Here is a 17,890-nt window from a genome sequence, read left to right as displayed (position 1 = left end):
TTCTTGGTGCTGTCCGGCGTGCCGCAGCGATCGGGCTGTACGCGTGGTCGGACGGGTCACACACCCTCGTCGGGGGCGAGGTTGTCGAGCGGGTGGAAGGTGGCGCACGGTGCCGGCGCCGCTCGTCGGTCAGCGCCCGGCCTCGGACAGCGACAGCCCGGTGCCCGCATCGAACAGGTGCGCTCGGTCCAGGTCGACCGTGACGTGCAGCCGCTCGCCCGGCGTACCGGTGACGGTGGGTCGTGCCTTGACCTTGAGGATCTCCGCCCCCACCAGGACGTCGACCACCGTTCGGTCCCCGAGCGGCTCGAGCCCGTAGAGCTCACCCGACAACGACGCGTCGCCACGCTGCTCGACGGACAGGTCCTCCGCGCGCAGACCCAGCAGCAGGGCACGACCGTCCTCGGCCGTGGTCCAGCGGGGCCGCGGCAGCGTCCACCCTTCCGCGCCGACCAGACGATCTCCCTCTGCGTGGCAGGCGAGCAGACTGATCGGCGGGCTCCCGACGAATCCGGCCACCCACGTGTTGGCGGGGCGCTCGTACACCTCGGTCGGCGTGCCGACCTGCTGCACCTTGCCCTCCTTGAGGACCGCGACCTGGTCGGCCATGGACAGGGCCTCGACCTGGTCGTTGGTCACGTAGACGAAGGTCGCGCCGAGGCTCCGGTGGATGCGGGTGAGCTCGGTGCGCATCTCGACGCGGAGCTTGAGGTCGAGGTTCGTCAGCGGCTCGTCCATGAGGAATGCGCGCGGGCTACGGACCAGCGCTCGGGCCAGGGCGACCCGCTGCATCTCACCGCCCGACAACTGCGCGGGACGGCGCTGCAGCAGACGTTCGATGTGCAGCAGGTTCGACATCTGCTCGACGGCGGCGGCGATCTCACTCGACGAGCGGCGGCGTGCCCGCAGCGGCGAGGCGATGTTCTCGTACACCGTGTGTCGCGGGTAGAGGGCGTAGCTCTGGAAGACCATGGCCAGGTCGCGTGCGGCCGGGGCGTCGCCGGTCGCGTCCCTGCCGTCCAGATGCACCGACCCGGCGTCGAGCTTGTCCAGGCCGGCGATCGCCCGCAGGGTCGTCGTCTTGCCCGCCCCGGACGGCCCGAGTACGACGAAGAACGAGCCGTCCGGCACGTCCAGCGTCACGCCGTCCAGGGCCTGGACCTTACCGAAGGACTTGCACAGCCCCTGTACTGCCACGGTTCCCATCAGGCCACCAGCTCTTCCGTGCTCACGTCGTAGACCGCCGGGGTCCCGCCGGTGTGCCGCAGCCCGACCGTTGCGTCAGCGGCGAACCGGACAGTCGGTGGCATCCGAACCCGTACGTCGCGCTCGCCGCTGTGGTCGACCACGTAGATGATCTCGTCGCCCAGCCACTCCGCCGAGACCACGCGGGCCGGCACCGACCGTTCCGCCCCCGGTGCGGTGACTTCCAGCGCCTCCGGCCGTACGCCCGCGACCAGGCGACGGTCGCGCGGCAGGCCCTGCGGTGGCGTGAGGACCAGTCCGCCCTGACCGCGCAGCTTCCCGTCGGCCACCTCCACCTCGATGAGGTTCATCGGCGGCGAGCCGATGAACGCGGCGCAGAAGAGACTCGCCGGACGGTCGTAGACCTCCAGCGGCGTACCGATCTGCTCGACGCGGCCCTTGTTGAGGATGGCGATCCGGTGACCGAGTGACATCGCCTCGACCTGGTCGTGGGTGACGTAGACCATCGTCGCCCCCAGTTCCCCCTGCAGGTGCTTGATCTCGGTGCGCATGTCCGCCCTCAGCTCCGCGTCCAGATTGGTGAGGGGTTCGTCCATGAGGAAGGCGCGCGGTCGTCGCACCAGGGCGCGGGCGAGAGCGACGCGCTGCTGCTCCCCGCCGGACAGCTGGCGCGGTCGCCGGTCCAGGAGTGGACCAAGCCGCATCAGCCGGGCGGCCTCCTCGACCCGCTCGTGCACCTCCGGCTTGGGCAGTCCCTCGGCCCGCAGTGGGAACGCCAGGTTGTCGCGGGTCTTCAGATGCGGGTAGAGAGCGTAGAACTGGAACACCATGGCGATGTCGCGCTCGGCGGGCGGCAGGTCGTTGACCAGCGTGTCGCCGATGCGGATGTCGCCCGTCGTCTGCCTCTCCAGGCCGGCGATGGCCCGCAGCGTGGTCGTCTTGCCGCAACCCGACGGGCCGAGCATCACGAACAGCTCGCCGTCGCCGATGGACAGGTCCACGTGCTCGACCGCGACCGTTCCGTCCGGGTAGCGCTTGTGCAGCGCGGTCACCTCGATGCCCGCCATCAGCGTCGCACCGCCCCGAGGGTCACACCGGCGATGAGGTGCTTGCGCACCAGGTAGGCGAAGACGAGCACCGGTAGGGCGAACACCACGGAGGCGGCGGCCACGAGACCCCAGTCCGTGGTGGTGCCGCCGATGAGTCCGGCGATGGCGGGTGGGGCCGTCCGGACGCTGTCGCTGGAGGTGAGGAAGGTGGCGAACACGAACTCGTTCCAGGAGAAGATGAGGGCGAAGACCGCCGTCGCGGCGATGCCGGGCACGAGCAGGGGAAGGGTGAATCGCCGGAACGCCTGCAGTCGGGTGTAGCCGTCGAGCATGGCGGCGTCCTCGTACTCGGCGGGTACCTCGTCGACGAACCCCTTCATCATCCAGATCGTGAACGGGACGTTGAACGCGGCGTAGATGAGGATCAGGCCGAGCTTGTTGTCGATGAGTCCGACCTGGCGGTACATGAGGAAGATCGGGATCACGACCACCACGGGCGGCATGAAGCGGGTGGACAGGATGAAGAACAGTTGGTCCTTCTTGGCCTTCACGGCGAAGCGTGAGTAGGCCCAGGCCGCCGGGACCCCCAGCACGGTGGCCAGCACCGTGGAGACTCCGGCGACCACGACGGAGTTGAGGAACGAGACGGACAGGGCCGAGCGACCGCCGTCGGGGTCGACGAACACGTCCTTGTAGTGGGCCAGAGTGACTTTGAAGTCGAAGAACTTGGCCGGGATCGCGTAGACGTCCCGGTTCTCCTTGATGGACGTCTCGATCATCCACAGCACCGGAAAGAGCATGACGACGGCCAGCACGGTCAGCAGCGTCACCTCCAGCACGGAGCGGCCTCGGCTGCCGAGGCGACGCGCGGGGGGCGTGTGATCCCGGGCAGGACCTGTGGACACGGCCTCGTCGACGGAGACGGCCATCAGCCCTCCTTGAGCTTGTTCAGATAGCGCAGGTAGAGCTGCGTGAGGACGATGACGACGAGGACCATGAGGATTCCGTACGCCGAGGCGGTCCCGGTGTTGAAGCCCAGGAACGCGACCTTGTAGATGTGGAACGACAACGTCTCGGTGGAGACACCCGGGCCACCGTTGGTGAGGATGTAGACGAGGTCGAACAGCCGGAACGCCTCGATGGCCCGGAACATCACGGCAATGAGGAGCAGCGGCCACACCAGCGGAAGGGTGATGGTGCGGAACTTGAACCACTCGGACGCCCGGTCGATCGAGGCGGCCTCGTACAGGTACTTGGGCACCGCGGTAAGGCCCGCGAGTGCGATGAGCATGATGAACGGCGTCCACTGCCAGGTGTCGACCACGACCAGGGAGATCAACGCCGTTCGCTGTCGGGTGAGCCACTCCACCTGCCCCAGGCCGAGCGAGCCGAGCATGCTGTTGACCACGCCGAACTGCGCGTCGAGCATGAACCGCCAGAACAGCCCGACCACGACCGGCGACAGCATCATCGGGACCAGGAACAGGGTGGTCAGCACTCCTCGCCCGTGCGTGCGCCGGGAGATCAGGTAGGCGATGCCGAACCCGAGGACGGTCTGCAGGCCGACCGCGCCGACCACGTAGATCAACGTCGTCAGGGCCCTCGTGTGGACCTGCGCCGACGTCAGGATGGCGGTGTAGTTCCCGAACCCGATGAAGTTGGCGGGTCCCCCGCGGGTGGCCGAGTAGTCGGTGAAGGACAGGTACAACGCCCACAGTAACGGGAACACCGACATGGCGAGCAACAGCAGCAGCGCGGGGGAGATGAAGGCCACGGCGAGCCCGCGGTCGCTCAGCCGGCGGGACCGCCCCGGTGCAGGCGGCGTCGCCGACGCCACCTGCCCGGGACGGTCGGTCGTCAGAGGGACGGAGTCACTCACAGTCCGCCGCCACCCTTGCGGTTGCCGGAGTCGAGCACGCCCTGCTGCTCCTTGGCGATGTCGTCGAGCGCGTCCTTCGGCTTCTTCGCACCGTTCAGAGCCGCGTTCACGTTGGTGTTCTCGATGTTGACGAGGCGCGCGTACTCGGGCACGTTCCACATGTCCCGCATGCGCGGAACCGAGTCGGTGTACACCTGGTTGAACGGCCCGGCATTGAGGAACTCGGGCGACTGCAGGGCGTCCGTACGCGAGGGCACGCCACCGGCCGCGGCCCACTTCTTCTGGACGTCGGCCCGCTCGAACCACTCCATGAAGTTCAGCGCCTCGGCCTGGTTTGCCGCGGCGGAGTAGGCCGACACGTGCATCCCCATGCCGCCGAGCGGGACCAGGTTCGTCTTCTGGGTCGGCAGGGTGGCGAAGCCCAGCTTGTCGAGAATCTGCTCCCGCGTGGTGCCGAGCGTCGACTCCTTCGGATCGAGCAGGCCACCGCTCGCGGCGATCCAGTTGAACGCGATGCAGGCCTTGCCCTGGGCGACGGCGGCGTTCACCTCGTCGATGAACCAGTTGCCGGAGCCCTTGGCCGTCAGCGGCTTCATCTTGTTGACCAGGACGTCCATCGCCTCCTGGCCCGCGGTGTCGTTGAGGACGCCGTCGATCTTGCGCGCCTTGGGGTCCCAGAGGTTGCCGCCGTAGACGCCGTTCACCGTGTTGTAGGTGACGGCCGCGGCGTCGGAGCCGTTGGCCTGGTGGAAGGCCAGCCCGCTGACGCCGGGGTTCTCCGACTGGCACTTCTCGGCGGCTGAGATCATCTGGTCCCAGGTCTGCGGCGGCTTGTCGCCGATCAGGTCCTTGCGGTAGATCATCGTCCAGGTGTCGCCGAGCAGCGGCAGTCCGTACAGGCTGGCGTTCTCGTCGCGCTTGCCGGTCTCCGCCTGGGGGTACTGGCCGTAGGCGGCCAGGAGGTACGGGTTGTAGGCCGTGACGTCGATGTTCTTCTTGACGAAGTCGGTGAGGTCGAGGATGTTGCCGTTCGTCACGGCCTCGCCGATGTGTTGCGAGTCCAGGATCGCGACGTCGAAGTCGGTCTTGCGTGCCGCGAACTGGGTGAACATCGCATCGTGCCAGTTCGCGTTCGGCACGGTGTTGACCTTGATGGTCGCGTTCGGCCGCTCCTTCTTGTACTCCGCGTTCGCGAAGTCCTCCAGTGCCTTGGCGGGCGGCCAGTCGAACCAGATGAAGCTGAGGGTCAGCGGGTCCTTGGTGAGTTCCGGGATGGTCGCCGGCGCCTTGGGGGCGCTCGCCTTCGTGTCGTCACCCTTGTCATCGCCGCAAGCCGTCATGGTCGTGGCCACCAGCAGCATGGCCGCCGTCGCCAGCTGTACCTTTCGCCGGGGACCGGACATTCGTGTTCGCTTCGGATTCCGCATCCTTCTCGCCTGCCTTCTGGGTGGGGACTTCTAAGGCCTCGCTATGCGCTTCGCCGTGCAGTTGCTGGTTGTTCAGGCGTGTCGCCGGGCTGTCGCGGGAGCCGACCCGCGGACCGGCGGCACGGGTACGCCGCGATGTACTGGATCTTCATGCCGTCGAGACGTCCGTCGGCCACCTGCGGCCCAGTGACGCACCGAGCGGGACGTCGAGCATGCCCGCGGGCGCTCCAGGGATCGAAGTGGAGCGATGGACGGGCGGTTCCGCGATGGTGCAGGATGGCAAGCATCCGGCGCGTTTCCTATACGATTTGGTGGGGCGTCAGCATCCCGCAGCGTTGTGACTGATGTCAACAGGTTCCCGAAGACGCAAGAAAGGACCTCACGTCACGATGGACGAGGAAGCGATGATCGCGCCGGGCCGCAGGGCCGTGGCAGGCGGAACGCCGCCGGGAAGATCTGGCGGCCGGCTTGCCGACGAGGTGTACGACACCCTGCTCGGACAGCTGATGTCGCTACGGATCGAGCCCGGCTCCCGCGTCACGATCGACGTCCTGGCGCGGGAGCTGGGGGTCTCGCAGACGCCGATCCGAGACGCTCTGAACCGCATGGAGGCCGAGGGTCTGGTCGTGCGTGTGCCCCATGCCGGCTACCGCATTCCGCCCCAGATCACCCGTCACCGTTTCGAGGACATGCTCGAGGTCCGCCTGCTCCTCGAGCCGGCGGCGGCCCGTAGATCCGCCGAACGCGCATCCTTGCAGCAGGTGGCCGGTCTGCGACGAATGCTGGAGGAGATGGCGGAGCTGGAGGGGGGCAGCGGACCCATGGCCTACGGCGCCTTCGGGCTACGCGATGCCGCTTTTCACGATCTCGTCGCCCTGAGCGCGGAGAACCAGGTCATCCGTGAGGCGCTCGCTCGCCTGCACAGCCACGTGCACCTCTTCCGACTCCACTTCGACACCCAGGTCACCCACCTGGCCATGGCCGAGCACGAGGACGTGGTGGCCGCGATCGCCGCGCGTGACCCCGACGCCGCCGCCTATGCGATGCGCCGGCACATCCTCCGATCCGGCGAGCGTTTCCGCCGATTGTTCGACGAGGTCAAGGACGCGGACGGAGTCGCGGTAGAGGCTTGACGGGCGGGCTGGGCCGGGGAATGCTAACAATCGATCGAATCGGATCGGATTGGATCCACCTCACCCGTCCCCCCAGTTGTGAGGAGAAGCAGGTGCCCCGAGCGCTGCTCCTGACCGGCGACGCCGCCGAGGAACTCGACACGATGTATCCCTACTATCGCGTCCAGGAGGGTGGCTGGGACGTCGACGTCTCGTCCCGGACGACGCGTGACGTGCAACTGGTCATCCACGAGTTCGACCCCAACTCCGACGCGTACGTGGAGAAGAACGGCCGCAAGCTGGCGGTCGACGTGCCCTGGGCCGACGTCGACGTCGAGCGCTATGACGCCCTCATCATCCCCGGGGGACGTGCCCCCGAGTGGATCCGGGTCGACGCCGACGTCCGGCGCATCACCGAGCACTTCTTCGCGCGCAACCTCCCCATCGCGCTGGTGTGCCACGGCGCGCAGGTGCCAGCGGTGTACGGGCTGCTGAAGGGTCGGAAGACGGCGTGCTTCCCCCCGATCACCGGTGACATGGAGAACGCGGGCGCGACGGTCATCGACGCTCCCGACGTCGTAGACGGCAACCTCGTCTCCTGCCGGGGGTGGCCCGACATGCCGCAGTTCGGCAGGGCGATGATGGAGCTCTTCTCGAAGTCGGTCAACTCCGCGTCGGCATGAGCGCACCTGGCCTGCCCCGGTGACGGCACTTCGGACTGTCGCAGTCGACGGCTCCCCGGTCCACCTCCTGGAGAGCGGCACCGGGCCCGCGGTGCTGATGCTGCACGGCTCCGGACCCGGCACGACCGGGTCCGGCGCCTGGGCAGCGACGGCACAGGCGCTGGGCACGTCCCGGCACGTGGTGGCTCCTGACCAGGCGGGGTTCGGCGGTACGCCTGTCCCGGCGGGCTCCCGGGGTGGGCTCCGACTGTGGACGGAGCAGGCCGCGGGCCTGATGGATGCTCTCGGTATCGAGCACTACGCCGTGGTGGGTCACTCCATGGGTGGTGCCGTGGCGCTGGCGTTGGCGGCCGCGCGCCCCCAGCAGGTCACCCATGTCGTGGCGGTCTCGACGATGGGCGCTCCCGGGGCGCCGCTGTCCGCCGAGCTCGACGCGATCTGGGCCGCCCCCGCCGGCCCGGACGGGGCACGAGACATGCTGAGCCGTCTCGTCCTCGACCAGGCGCTCGTGACCGACTCGGCCGTCGATGCCCGTGCGGCTGCGATGCGAGCGGGGGCGGCGGCATTCGCGTCGTTGTTCCCTCCACCCAGGGCGCGATGGGTCGAGGGCCTCACTCTCTCGGCGCAGACGCTGGCAGCCGTGCGCGTGCCCGTGCTGCTCGTGCACGGCGCGGAGGACCGGGTCACCCCGCTCGAAACGGCAGCCCAGCCCCTGCTCGATCACCTGGCCGACGTCCGCCTGCACGTGTTCGGCCGATGCGGGCACGTGCCGGCGATCGAGCACCCGCACGAGTTCAGGCAACTGCTGTCCTGCTTCCTCCACCCGGACCGAGGTCAGTGACCGCTGCGGCAGCTCCGCGGCCCGCGTTCAGCAGATCTGTGGGTGCGGCGCGTCAGGCGGCGGCGAGCAGCGCGGCCTCCGCCTCCGCGGTGAGTCCGGCTTGCGGCCGGTCGGGGCGTTGGTAGGGAGGGCCATTGAGGGTCTGTAGCCAGGCCCAGGTGTCGATGACGGTGTCGCGGACGGGTCGGCATCGCAGGCCGGCCGCGAGGGCCTTGCTGACGTCGCCGCGATGCATGCCGGCGTGCTCGGGTCCGGGCGGTAGCCAGCATGGCAACTGCGTCCAGGGAGTGACGCCGGCAGCGGCGATGGTGGCGGGGTCGATCCAGCGCAGCGTGGCGTCCGAGCCGGTGGCCCGCACGCAGGTGTCGAGCAGATCACCCGTGGTGGTGTGGCCGGGAGGGCTGACCACGTTGTAGGGGCCGGCGAGCCCAGCGGCGCCGCCGTCGAGGACGAAAGCGGCGAGATCGCGCGCGTCGACGTATTGCAGGTCGAGGTCGCGTGGGCCGGGCGCGGCCACGGTGCCGCCGCGGGCGATGCGGAGCAGCCAGTACGGCAGACGGCCGATGTCCTCGTACGGTCCGAGGATGAGGCCGGCGCGGGCGAGCAGGGCTTCTCCGTCGAATGCCTGTTGGGCGGCGATTTCCGCACCACGCTTGAGGGCTGCGTAGTCGACGTCGACCCCGTCACTGTCGGGTGAGCCAGCGACCACAGGTCCGTCTTCGGCGAGGTGCGCGGCGGGCGGGTAGGTGTAGACCGAGCGGCTGGAGATGTAGGTGTAGTGCCCGATGCGTCCGGCGAGCACGGTGCCGACGTCACGCACGGCGGCGGGTGCACCGGACCAGGTGTCGACGACGAGGTCCCAGGTGCCGGTGCGCAGGGCTGCGAGGCCGTCCGGTGTGGTGCGGTCACCGATGAGGGCGGTGATCCCGTCCGGGGTGCGGCGGTGGCCGCGGTTGAAGACAGTGACGTGGGCCCGACGAGCTCGGGCTTCGTCGACGATGGCGCGTCCGACGAAGCCCGTGCCGCCGAGTACGAGCAGTTTCATGCCGGAACTGTGCCAGGTGATTCCCGCCGGGGGATAGGACTGCTCGCTGATGGCAGAATCGCGGTGGACGTGTCAGCCGGCTGTGGACCGATGATGCCGAGCGTGCCGACAGTTGTTCGGCGTAGGCGGCGGCGACCTGGTTGAGGCGTCCTCCCGGCGGCAAGTGTGGAAAACGCGGGACCGTCGGCGGCAGCTACGCGGGGAGATGGGCTCCCGGACGGCGGGTTCGCCGTATGGTGCGGGAATGTCATCTCCGGTCTGGCAGGACGGTGCGGCCTACGAGGCGTACGTGGGTCGGTGGAGCCGACTCGTCGCGGTGACGTTCCTGCGCTGGCTTGATCTGCCGGCCGAACTGCGGTGGCTCGACGTGGGCAGCGGCACCGGCGTGTTGACCTCGACGGTGCTGCGCACAGCTCAGCCGCGTCGGATCACCGGTGTGGATCCCTCTGACGGCTTCGTGCGGCAGGCCCGCTCCGGGGTCACCGACGCGCGCGCGGGCTTCGCGGTCGGTGACGCCCAGGTGCTGCCCCTGGAGGATGGTGCCGTCGACGTGGTCGTCAGCGGGTTGGTACTGAACTTCGTCCCCGAGCCGGCACGGGCGGTGGCGGAGTTCGCTCGGGTGGTCGCCCCGGGCGGGGTGGTGGCCGCGTATGTCTGGGATTACGCCGAGGGGATGGCGATGATGCGCCATTTCTGGGACGCCGCCAGCGCGCTCGATCCCGCAGCGGCTGCCCGCGACGACCGGCACCGCTTCGCGCTGTGCCACCCGGAGCCGTTGCGGACGCTGTGGCGCGACGCCGGACTGACGGATGTTTCGGTGCAGGCGCTCGACGTGCCAACGGTCTTCACCGACTTCAACGACTACTGGACACCGTTCCTCGGTGGGCAGGGCTCCGCCCCGGCCTACCTGGCCTCGCTGGGCGAAGCGCAGCGGACCGCCCTGCGGGATCTGCTCGCCGCCCGACTGCCGACCGAACTCGACGGGTCGATCCGGCTGACGGCTCGGGCCTGGGCGATCCGCGGTACCGCACCGACGACGGTTCCGCCGAACCAGCGTTGACGGGCGCGCCGCCGTGGGTGCCAGCAACGTCCAGATCGGCGTGCCGCTCCTCGCGACCTGGAGGATCCGGACCGAGCCGCGTCGCCGGGACGCCGAGGGCCGCGCTCAGCCGCCGTCGATCGCGGAGGCGATCGTGGCCGGGGCGCGTAGGGGTGCCAGCTGGTCCTCGCCCAGTCCGTAGCGCTGGGCGAGGTACGCCGGATCCTGCCAGGTGATCAGCGAGCCAGGCTGGCCGTCGTCTCGCACCATGACTCGCATCGGCAGGTCGATCGCGATCTCGGGCCGGGCCTGCATGAGCGGAGTGCCCGCCTGCGGGTTCCCGAAAATGATCACCTGGGTGTCGGGCATGCTCAGCCCGGCCTTGCCGGCGGCCGCCGCGTGGTCGACGACCGCCACCACCGCGGCGCCTACGCGTTCCGCCTCAGCCCTCAGCGCGGAGATCGTCTCTCCGACACCCCGGGCGCTGCGCCTGGTCACCAATCCGTCGTGCACGACCGACCTCCGCTCACCGCGTCCCTGGGCGAATACCTCTCATCCTCCCCACAAGCGAGGCTGGTCCGGGGAGGTTCGCCGCGAAACGACACCCGGGTTGGGTGCCAACCGTCGCCGCCTCCCTGAGCGCCGGGGGCGGGGACACATGCACGTGTGGTCATCTCGCCATTAGACGATACTTAATGAAAACGATTACCGTTCCGTGCCTCAGGAATGGAGCGTTTCGTGAAGCATGGACAACGCACGATCATCGCAGCGGCGGCAGCCGCCGCGCTCGTTCTCCTCGGCGGTTGTGGCTCGGGGGAGGACGCGGCCGAGGGCAGCGGCAACACCTCGTCCGGCACGAGGCTCGCGGTGGTCGCCACCACCCCCGAGGTGGCCGACTTCGTCCGCACCATCGGCGGCAGCGACGTCACCGTGACCCAGATCATCAAGCCCAACGTCGACCCGCACGACTACGAGCCCACGCCGGCCGACATCCAGGCGATCGGCAAGGCCGCCATCGTCGTCAAGAACGGTGTCGGCCTCGAGGGGTGGCTCGACCAGACCATCGAGTCGGCCGGCTTCAAGGGCGCCCTCGTCGACTCCAGTCAGGGCGTCACCCTGCGCGAGGGCGGCCACGAGGAGGGCGAGGGCGCGCACGAGGCCGAGGCGCACGACCCACACATCTGGCACAACCCGTTGAACGCCAAGACGATGGTCGCCAACATCGAGAAAAGCCTCGCCGCGGCCGACCCCGCGCACGCGGCCGCCTTCGCCGGCAATCTGAAGAGCTACAGGGCCGAACTCGACAAGCTCGACGCGGACAACGAGGCGGCCTTCGCCCGGATCCCTGCCGAGCAACGCAAGCTCGTGACCAACCACGATGCCTTCGGCTACTACGTCGACCGGTACAAATTGCAGTTCGTCGGCTCGGTCATCCCCAGCCTCGACACCTCCGCCGAGCTGAGTGCGAAGCAGCTCAACGACCTCGTTGCCAAGATCAAGGCCACGGGTACGAAGGCCATCTTCGCGGAGACGTCGCTGCCGCCCAAGAGCGCGGAGGCGATCGCCACCCAGGCCGGCGTCAAGGTCATCGGCGGTGCGGACGCCCTCTACGGCGACAGCATCGGCGCCGAGGGCACGCCCCAGGGCACGTACCTCGGCGCGGAGCGGCACAACACCCAGGTCATCGTCACGGCTCTGGGCGGCTGAGATGGGCGATGTCGCGGTGGCCGGCGCCGCCGTTCGCTACACCGAGGTGAGCGTCGGCTACCACGGCACGCCGGTGCTCACCGACGTCAACCTCGACCTGGTCCCCGGGCAGCGCCTGGCGCTGGTCGGGCCGAACGGCGCCGGCAAGTCCACGCTGATCACGTCGATCCTCGGCCTGGTGCCGGTCCTCGCCGGCACGTCCACCGTCCTCGGGGGCGCGCCGGCCCAGGCTCGGACCCGCACCGGATACGTCCCGCAGACCGACTCCCTCGACGCCGATTTCCCGGTGACCGCGGGCCAGGTCGTCATGATGGGCCGCTACCGACGCATCGGCTGGTGGCGCCCCACCCGCGCCGCCGACCGTCGAGCGGTCCACGAGGCGCTCGACCGGCTCGGCCTCGTCGAGCACGCGAAGACCCACTTCGGCGTGCTCTCCGGCGGTCAACGCCAGCGGGTGCTGCTGGCCCGCGCCATCGCCGCCGAGCCACGACTGCTGCTCCTGGACGAGCCGTTCAACGGCGTCGACGCGGTGAGCCAGGACGCCATCCTGTCCGTCCTGCGCGACCTCAGCGCGGCCGGGACCACCCTGGTGCTGAGCACCCACGACCTGACGGTCGCGCACGAACTCGCCGACACGGTCTGCGTGCTCAACGGCCGGCAGTGGGCGGTCGGCCCACCCGACGAGACGTTGACCGCCGAGACGCTGCGCCGCGCGTACGGCGGACACGCCATCGAGTGGAGAGACGGCCGGACAGTGCTGGTGGAGCCGTGATCGAGCCGTTCACCGTACCGTTCCTGGGGCGTGCCCTGGCCGAGCTCACGCTGCTCGCCCTCGTCTGCGGACCGGTGAGTGTCTTCGTCTTCGCCCGCCGCCTGTCGTTCGTCTCCGACGCGCTGACGCACACCGTGTTTCCCGGCGTCGTCATCGGGTTCCTGGCCGGTGGCATCGAGGGCATCGTGGTCGGGGCGCTGGTCGCCGGCGTCGTGACGGCGGTGGCGCTGACCCTGTTCAGCCGTGGCGGGGCGCTGTCCGACGATGCCGCCACCGCCGTGGTGCTCACCGCCATGTTCTCGATCGGCGTGGTGCTCGTGTCGCGGCGCTCCTCGTACACCTCGGATCTGACGTCGTTCCTCTTCGGGCGCATCCTGACGGTGACGCCGCGCCAGATCGCGGAGACCGCCGTGCTGGCGGTCGTCATCCTCGGGCTGCTGCTGGTCAGCGCCCGCGCTCTGGTCTTCCGGACCTTCGACCCGGCCGGAGCGGCCGCCGCCGGCTTCCGGATCGCCGGGCTCGATCTGCTGCTCAACATCATCGTCGCGCTCGTCGTCGTCGCCGCGGTACGCGCCGTCGGCACCATCCTCGTGGTGGCGTTGCTCATCGTGCCGGCCGCGACCGCCCGCATGCTCACCACACGCCTGCCGCTGATGGCGGTGATCGGCACCGGGCTCATCCTCGTCGCCGCATACGGTGGCCTGCTGACGAGCTGGACCGCATCGGTCGACTACGGCATCTCCCTGACCTCGGCCTCCGCGGTCGTCCTGCTGCTCGTGCTCGCCTACCTGCTGCTGCTCCCACTGGGCGCGCTGCGGTCGAGACGCAACCACGGGCAGAGCATCTCCACCGAGGCACGGAGGTCCCCCCATGAACTGGTGGGATGACGCGCTGCACCGGGCCACGGCCGAGGTGCTGCTCGCCGGCGCGCTCGCCGGACTCGTCGGCGTCCACGTCGTACTCCGTCGGCTGTCCTTCTTCACCATGGCACTGACCCACGCCACGTTCCCCGGGGTGGTGGCGGCGTCCATCATCGGCGTCAACATCGTCGTCGGCGGTGTGGTCGCCGGCGCGATCGTCGCGCTGGGTGTCGGCGTGCTCAGCCGCCACAGGAGCCAGAACACGGCCGCGGCGACAGGCGTCCTGCTCTCCGGCGGCTTCGCCCTCGGCGCCGGGCTCGTCGCCACCCAGAACGGCTTCAGCCGAGACCTGACCTCGTTTCTGGTCGGGTCGATCCTCACCGTCAGCCCGCAGGACCTCGGGACCACCGCCGTCGTGCTCGTCGTCGTCGTGGCCGTCCTGCTGGCCTGCGCCCGTCCGCTGCGCTACAGCGGCTTCGACCGGACCGGCGCGCAGGCGGCCGGCTTCGCCACCGGTGTCTGGGACGTCGTGCTGCTGCTCGCCATCCAGGCGGCGGTCGTGACGATCGTCCCGGCCATCGGCACGATCCTCGCCCTCGCCCTCATCGTCGCGCCGGCGGCCGCGGCGCGTCAGTGGTCGCACCGGCTGAGCACCATCACCGCCCTGGCCGTCACGCTCGGCGCCCTCAGCGGGCTCGGCGGCCTGTACGCGTCGAGCCACTGGGACGTCGCCGCCGGCGCGAGCATCACCCTGACCGCCACCGCGATCCTGGCCCTGTCGACAGTGCTGTCCCGGCTGGTCAGATCCCGGCCCACGGCGACCGCCCGCCTGCGGACGTTCCCGGCATGAGCACCGCACACCGGTCACTGGCCGAGTTGGGTGGCCATCCGGCGACGCAGCGGCGGTACGGCACTGGCGGTACGCAGTGCCGCGCGGAATGCGGTCCTGGCCAGGCGGTTGGTGCTCCTCGCCTGGCGGGCGTTGCGCAGCGACTGTCGCACCGCAGCGAAGCCGTAGTCGAGCATCTGACGTTCGTAGTCGTGCAGAGCGGGCACCATCGCGGTCGTGCCGGCGTGGACCTCGGTGAGCTTGACGCACAGCAGGGCGGCGTCGCGCAGCGCGGTATTGGCGCCGATCCCCGCCATCGGGGTCATGTTGTGGATCGCGTCGCCCAGGAGGGTGACCCGTCCGGTCTCCCACGCCTTGACGGGAGTGGCAGTGCGCACCCGGATGGCGTTGATCGTCTGTGGGTCGGAGCCGGCGATCACTTCCCGTAGTGCCGGTGCCCATCCGTCGGTGCGGTTCAGCACCAGGCGTTGGAGGTCCGTTCCGGGGAGGGACTCGACGCCCTCGGCCGGGAAAGCCGTCGCCGCGTCCGTGTAGCCCCAGAGGAGGTAGGCAGTGGTGTTGTCGAGCAGGAACTGGTCCGGCGGGGCGATCACCTGCGGGCCGGGGTGCCACACCGCGGTGAAGAAGGATCCACGGCTTTTCGGGATCACGAGGTTGACGTCCTGGGTCAGCACCCTGGGTAGGGTCGCGTCGGCGAGGCGATGTTTGCCGGCGACCGCCACGACGCCGGTGTCGACGCGCCGCGCGTGGGGGAGTAGTTGGCGGCGTACTCGTGAGTTGGCGCCGTCGGCACCGATGAGCACGTCGGCGGTGGCCGTGCCGCCGTCGGTGAAGTAGGCGGTCACCCGCCCGTCGGTCGTCGCCTCATAGTGCGTGAATTCGTGGTCCAGCCGCACCACGTCATCCATGCCGGACAGCAGCACCTCGCGCAGGCTGATCCTGCTGACACCGTAGTGCCGTCCTTCGGGAGCGCCGGCCGGCGTGATCTCCTCGGGGGTGAAGCGGACCAGGTCGTCGAGCCGCTCGGTGGTGAAACCGAAGCCGCCGGTGTCGATCGAGACGGTGTCGAGGAAAGTCTGCCAGGTGGCGGGCGGTAGGCACGCGTGCAGCGCTCTGCTGCCGTTCGGGTTGATGTGGATGCGGTAGCCCTGAAGCCAGTCGGTGCGGGCCTTGGTGCGTTCGTGGACGGTCACCGACACTCCGGCGCGGCGTAGGCCCTGGGCCAGGCACAGGCCGCCGATACCGGCACCGATGATCATGACGCTGGGTGTGACCATGCACCGACTATCACTCAACTGCATGCCACTGTCAATCAAACAGTTGATTGAGATAGTTGCCCGGATGACCGTGTTACGGTGATCTTCATGGGCAAGCCTCGCCGGTCCCCGAGTGGTGAACAGCGCAAACGCGATCCCGAGCGCACCCGTGAGCGCATCCTCGACGCGGCGTTCATCGAGTTCAGCGAACATGGTTTCGCCGGTGCCCGGACTGGCGCGATCGCCGCCCGCGCCGGGGTCAACCAGCAGTTGATCTCGTACTACTTCGACGGCAAGGACGGCCTCTACCGGGCCCTTCAGCGCACCTGGGAGACGACCAACGGCGCCGCCCGACCGGACCTGCCGTTGGCTGAGATCGTGAGCGGGTTCCTCACCCCCGGTGACCCGCAGCGGTCGTGGGCGCGGCTGCTCGCCTGGGAGGGGCTCACCCGGGCCGAGTCGGATGCCGACCCGGTGACCGACGACTACTTCGCCGCGATGGTCGACGACATGCGTCGCCGGCAGCAGGCCGGTGAGCTCGCCGACGATCTGGACCCCGCGTACGTCCAGGTGCTGCTCTTCGCGGCGACACTGGCGCCGACGGTGCTGCCCCAGGTCGCCCGTCGGATGACCGGCCTCGCCGCCGACTCACCGGAATTCCTCCACGCCTACGCCGAGCAGCTACGTCGCGTCATCGCCCGCCTCGCCGAACCGGTCTAGGGCGAGAGCGTTGCCGGGCGCCCCGTGTCAGTGTCCGAGCGGGCAGACCGCCGCGGTCGGCGACTCGACAGCCGAGGCTTCGCCGACGGTGTACGCCGTGGACGACGCACGGCCAACGTCATCCTCGGCGGCGCCGCCCTCCCGGTGATCGGCCCGCTCCTGGGTGCCGCCGAGAATCGGTTCGGCACCGCGACGATCATGAAGGGCGGTTCGCCGGCAGCACGGGCGTTCCCGACCCGGCCACTTCATCATGCTGGAGCAGCCCGGACGGATGGCCGAGATCATCGCCTGAGCCACTGCCCAGGGGTATGGCGGTGGCGGCTCCGTGTGTCCCTCACCATACTGAAATTTGAGCATCTTTCGTCTTCTGTCCGAGATATCCGCTGAAGGTTAGTACGGTGAGGATCGGGCGGTGAAGCACGTCTTGGCGGTATCGCAGCCTGCCCACGTTCGTAAGTCACTTACCAACGAGGGAGACGAGACATGCTCGGTATCTCGCTACGTCGGCCGAAGACCATCGCCGCAACGCTCGTCGCCGCAACGCTGGTGACGGTGCTCGGCTCATCCGCCCCACACGTGTTCGCGGACGGCGGTGTGCAACCAACCCCCGACCGGGGGAGTGACGGCAGACCGACGATCGTCCTGGTGCACGGCGCCTGGGCCGACGGCTCGAGCTGGAGCGGGGAGGTCCGCAGACTCCAGGCACGCGGCTTCGAGGTGCAGGTCGCGCCGCAACCCAACCGGGGGCCGACGATCGACAGCGGCTACCTGAAGGACTTCCTGTCCACCATCGAGGGTCCCGTCGTCATCGCGGCCCACTCCTACGGCGGTTTCGTCACAAGCGATGCTGCGACCGGCAACAAGAACGTCAAGGCGCTCGTGTTCGTCGACGCTTTCGCTCCGGAGAAGGGCGAGACCGTCGAGGAGCTCACGGCCGGCTCCGGCTCGGTGCTGGAGCCGGCCCTGACCGACCCCACGAGCGTCTTCAAGCTCGTGCCGTTCCCGGGTGCCCCGGAAGGTGCGGCCGACGCGTACGTCCTGCCGAAGGTGTTCATCCCCGGCTTCGCCAACGGTCTGCCCCGCCGCCAGGCGGAGGTGCTCGCCGTGACCCAGGCCGCGTTGGCCACGAACGCCCTGGCGGTGCCGGCCACCGAGCCGGCGTGGAAGACGATCCCGGTATGGGCAGTGATCGGCACCGAGGACCGGGTCATCCCGCCGGCCAGCCAGGAGGCGATGATGAAGCGGGCGGGGGCCGACATCACCCGGATCGACGCCGGTCACCTGGGCCTGATCTCGCATCCCGGTGAGGTTACCGAGGTCATCCTGGAGGCGGCCCGGACGACCGCCTGACCGAACCTCCTGCCATCGGCAGCAACAGTGGTGGCGGGGGGGGGCCCCCGCCCCCCCCCCCCCCGGCCGGGTGGGGCACCCCACCCCACCCGGG

18 protein-coding genes are annotated in these 17,890 nt (G+C 69.5%); 10 read left to right on the top strand and 8 right to left on the bottom strand.

The features are described 5' to 3' along the window. Positions 1-129 precede the first annotated feature (129 nt). Genes AB0O48_RS19695 through AB0O48_RS19675 form a run of 5 tightly spaced genes read right to left on the bottom strand, consistent with a single transcriptional unit; the run spans position 130 to position 5,537 of the window. Positions 130-1,206, bottom strand: a complete 1,077-nt coding sequence (locus AB0O48_RS19695; RefSeq protein WP_357252114.1) for an ABC transporter ATP-binding protein — start codon at positions 1,204-1,206, stop codon at positions 130-132. Further along, positions 1,206-2,273 (bottom strand): ATP-binding cassette domain-containing protein, encoded by a 1,068-nt coding sequence (locus tag AB0O48_RS19690; RefSeq protein WP_357571243.1) that lies wholly within the window; start codon positions 2,271-2,273, stop codon positions 1,206-1,208. The genes AB0O48_RS19695 and AB0O48_RS19690 overlap by 1 nt, the downstream gene beginning before the upstream one ends. Beyond that, the gene (locus tag AB0O48_RS19685) at positions 2,273-3,184 is read right to left on the bottom strand and encodes a carbohydrate ABC transporter permease (protein WP_357252109.1); all 912 of its coding nucleotides are present in this window, start codon (positions 3,182-3,184) and stop codon (positions 2,273-2,275) included. The genes AB0O48_RS19690 and AB0O48_RS19685 overlap by 1 nt, the downstream gene beginning before the upstream one ends. Further along, positions 3,184-4,134, bottom strand: a complete 951-nt coding sequence (locus AB0O48_RS19680; RefSeq protein WP_357252106.1) for a sugar ABC transporter permease — start codon at positions 4,132-4,134, stop codon at positions 3,184-3,186. The genes AB0O48_RS19685 and AB0O48_RS19680 overlap by 1 nt, the downstream gene beginning before the upstream one ends. Next, on the bottom strand, positions 4,131-5,537 hold the full coding sequence (locus AB0O48_RS19675) for an extracellular solute-binding protein (RefSeq protein WP_357571242.1): 1,407 nt from the start codon (positions 5,535-5,537) through the stop codon (positions 4,131-4,133). Before AB0O48_RS19675 ends, AB0O48_RS19680 begins: the two co-directional genes overlap by 4 nt. 413 nt (positions 5,538-5,950) lie before the next feature. On the opposite strand from AB0O48_RS19675, the gene AB0O48_RS19670 reads away from it, so the two are divergent. The 3 genes from AB0O48_RS19670 to AB0O48_RS19660 all read left to right on the top strand — a co-directional run bounded on the left by AB0O48_RS19670 (position 5,951) and on the right by AB0O48_RS19660 (position 8,197). Beyond that, complete coding sequence (locus AB0O48_RS19670) at positions 5,951-6,694, top strand: GntR family transcriptional regulator (protein ID WP_357571241.1); 744 nt, start codon at positions 5,951-5,953, stop codon at positions 6,692-6,694. Positions 6,695-6,786: 92 nt separating this feature from the next. Next, a complete protein-coding gene (locus AB0O48_RS19665) occupies positions 6,787-7,356 on the top strand; it encodes a DJ-1/PfpI family protein (RefSeq protein WP_357252101.1) in 570 nt (189 codons plus the stop codon). Positions 7,357-7,375: 19 nt separating this feature from the next. Then, positions 7,376-8,197 (top strand): alpha/beta hydrolase, encoded by an 822-nt coding sequence (locus AB0O48_RS19660; protein ID WP_365067313.1) that lies wholly within the window; start codon positions 7,376-7,378, stop codon positions 8,195-8,197. Positions 8,198-8,249: 52 nt separating this feature from the next. Here the strand turns inward: AB0O48_RS19660 and AB0O48_RS19655 are convergent, their stop codons facing one another. Further along, complete coding sequence (locus AB0O48_RS19655) at positions 8,250-9,242, bottom strand: NAD-dependent epimerase/dehydratase family protein (RefSeq protein WP_365067310.1); 993 nt, start codon at positions 9,240-9,242, stop codon at positions 8,250-8,252. A 244-nt stretch (positions 9,243-9,486) separates the two neighbouring features. Here AB0O48_RS19655 and AB0O48_RS19650 point away from each other — a divergent pair, with 244 nt between their 5' ends. Next, entirely contained in the window at positions 9,487-10,302 is an 816-nt protein-coding gene (locus AB0O48_RS19650) for a class I SAM-dependent methyltransferase (RefSeq protein ID WP_365067307.1), read from the top strand. Between the two features lie 105 nt (positions 10,303-10,407). On the opposite strand, the gene AB0O48_RS19645 is transcribed toward AB0O48_RS19650, so the two are convergent. After that, a complete protein-coding gene (locus AB0O48_RS19645; protein ID WP_357252090.1) occupies positions 10,408-10,794 on the bottom strand; it encodes a DUF302 domain-containing protein in 387 nt (128 codons plus the stop codon). Between the two features lie 225 nt (positions 10,795-11,019). Here AB0O48_RS19645 and AB0O48_RS19640 point away from each other — a divergent pair, with 225 nt between their 5' ends. The 4 genes from AB0O48_RS19640 to AB0O48_RS19625 are packed head-to-tail and all read left to right on the top strand — an operon-like array spanning position 11,020 to position 14,470. Beyond that, a complete protein-coding gene (locus AB0O48_RS19640) occupies positions 11,020-11,988 on the top strand; it encodes a metal ABC transporter substrate-binding protein (RefSeq protein WP_357252088.1) in 969 nt (322 codons plus the stop codon). Between the two features lies 1 nt (position 11,989). Next, on the top strand, positions 11,990-12,760 hold the full coding sequence (locus AB0O48_RS19635) for a metal ABC transporter ATP-binding protein (protein WP_365067303.1): 771 nt from the start codon (positions 11,990-11,992) through the stop codon (positions 12,758-12,760). Next, positions 12,757-13,647: a metal ABC transporter permease gene (locus tag AB0O48_RS19630; RefSeq protein WP_357252081.1), complete on the top strand. Its 891-nt coding sequence runs from the start codon at positions 12,757-12,759 to the stop codon at positions 13,645-13,647. The genes AB0O48_RS19635 and AB0O48_RS19630 overlap by 4 nt, the downstream gene beginning before the upstream one ends. Further along, on the top strand, positions 13,631-14,470 hold the full coding sequence (locus tag AB0O48_RS19625; protein ID WP_357252078.1) for a metal ABC transporter permease: 840 nt from the start codon (positions 13,631-13,633) through the stop codon (positions 14,468-14,470). The genes AB0O48_RS19630 and AB0O48_RS19625 overlap by 17 nt, the downstream gene beginning before the upstream one ends. A 14-nt stretch (positions 14,471-14,484) precedes the next feature. On the opposite strand, the gene AB0O48_RS19620 is transcribed toward AB0O48_RS19625, so the two are convergent. Then, on the bottom strand, positions 14,485-15,747 hold the full coding sequence (locus AB0O48_RS19620; protein WP_357252075.1) for an NAD(P)/FAD-dependent oxidoreductase: 1,263 nt from the start codon (positions 15,745-15,747) through the stop codon (positions 14,485-14,487). A gap of 87 nt (positions 15,748-15,834) precedes the next feature. On the opposite strand from AB0O48_RS19620, the gene AB0O48_RS19615 reads away from it, so the two are divergent. Then, positions 15,835-16,446, top strand: a complete 612-nt coding sequence (locus AB0O48_RS19615; RefSeq protein WP_357252072.1) for a TetR family transcriptional regulator — start codon at positions 15,835-15,837, stop codon at positions 16,444-16,446. Between the two features lie 483 nt (positions 16,447-16,929). After that, complete coding sequence (locus tag AB0O48_RS19610) at positions 16,930-17,796, top strand: alpha/beta hydrolase (protein ID WP_357252069.1); 867 nt, start codon at positions 16,930-16,932, stop codon at positions 17,794-17,796. The last annotated feature ends 94 nt before the right edge of the window (positions 17,797-17,890 follow it).

It is taken from the genome of Micromonospora sp. NPDC085948, from assembly GCF_040686315.1.
GTDB lineage: Bacteria > Actinomycetota > Actinomycetes > Mycobacteriales > Micromonosporaceae > Micromonospora.
Note: the sequence above shows the minus strand (reverse complement) of the source record. Positions and strands in the feature narration are given on the sequence as shown.

Excerpts from the sequence above, each read along its gene's own strand:
- AB0O48_RS19685 (WP_357252109.1), bottom strand. The coding sequence starts at position 3,184 with ATGGCCGTCTCCGTCGACGAGGCCGTGTCCACAGGTCCTGCCCGGGAT.
- AB0O48_RS19690 (WP_357571243.1), bottom strand. The coding sequence starts at position 2,273 with ATGGCGGGCATCGAGGTGACCGCGCTGCACAAGCGCTACCCGGACGGA.
- AB0O48_RS19695 (WP_357252114.1), bottom strand. The coding sequence starts at position 1,206 with ATGGGAACCGTGGCAGTACAGGGGCTGTGCAAGTCCTTCGGTAAGGTC.
- AB0O48_RS19650 (WP_365067307.1), top strand. The coding sequence starts at position 9,487 with ATGTCATCTCCGGTCTGGCAGGACGGTGCGGCCTACGAGGCGTACGTG.
- AB0O48_RS19670 (WP_357571241.1), top strand. The coding sequence starts at position 5,951 with ATGGACGAGGAAGCGATGATCGCGCCGGGCCGCAGGGCCGTGGCAGGC.
- AB0O48_RS19675 (WP_357571242.1), bottom strand. The coding sequence starts at position 5,537 with ATGTCCGGTCCCCGGCGAAAGGTACAGCTGGCGACGGCGGCCATGCTG.
- AB0O48_RS19610 (WP_357252069.1), top strand. The coding sequence starts at position 16,930 with ATGCTCGGTATCTCGCTACGTCGGCCGAAGACCATCGCCGCAACGCTC.
- AB0O48_RS19615 (WP_357252072.1), top strand. The coding sequence starts at position 15,835 with ATGGGCAAGCCTCGCCGGTCCCCGAGTGGTGAACAGCGCAAACGCGAT.
- AB0O48_RS19655 (WP_365067310.1), bottom strand. The coding sequence starts at position 9,242 with ATGAAACTGCTCGTACTCGGCGGCACGGGCTTCGTCGGACGCGCCATC.
- AB0O48_RS19625 (WP_357252078.1), top strand. The coding sequence starts at position 13,631 with ATGAACTGGTGGGATGACGCGCTGCACCGGGCCACGGCCGAGGTGCTG.
- AB0O48_RS19620 (WP_357252075.1), bottom strand. The coding sequence starts at position 15,747 with ATGGTCACACCCAGCGTCATGATCATCGGTGCCGGTATCGGCGGCCTG.
- AB0O48_RS19635 (WP_365067303.1), top strand. The coding sequence starts at position 11,990 with ATGGGCGATGTCGCGGTGGCCGGCGCCGCCGTTCGCTACACCGAGGTG.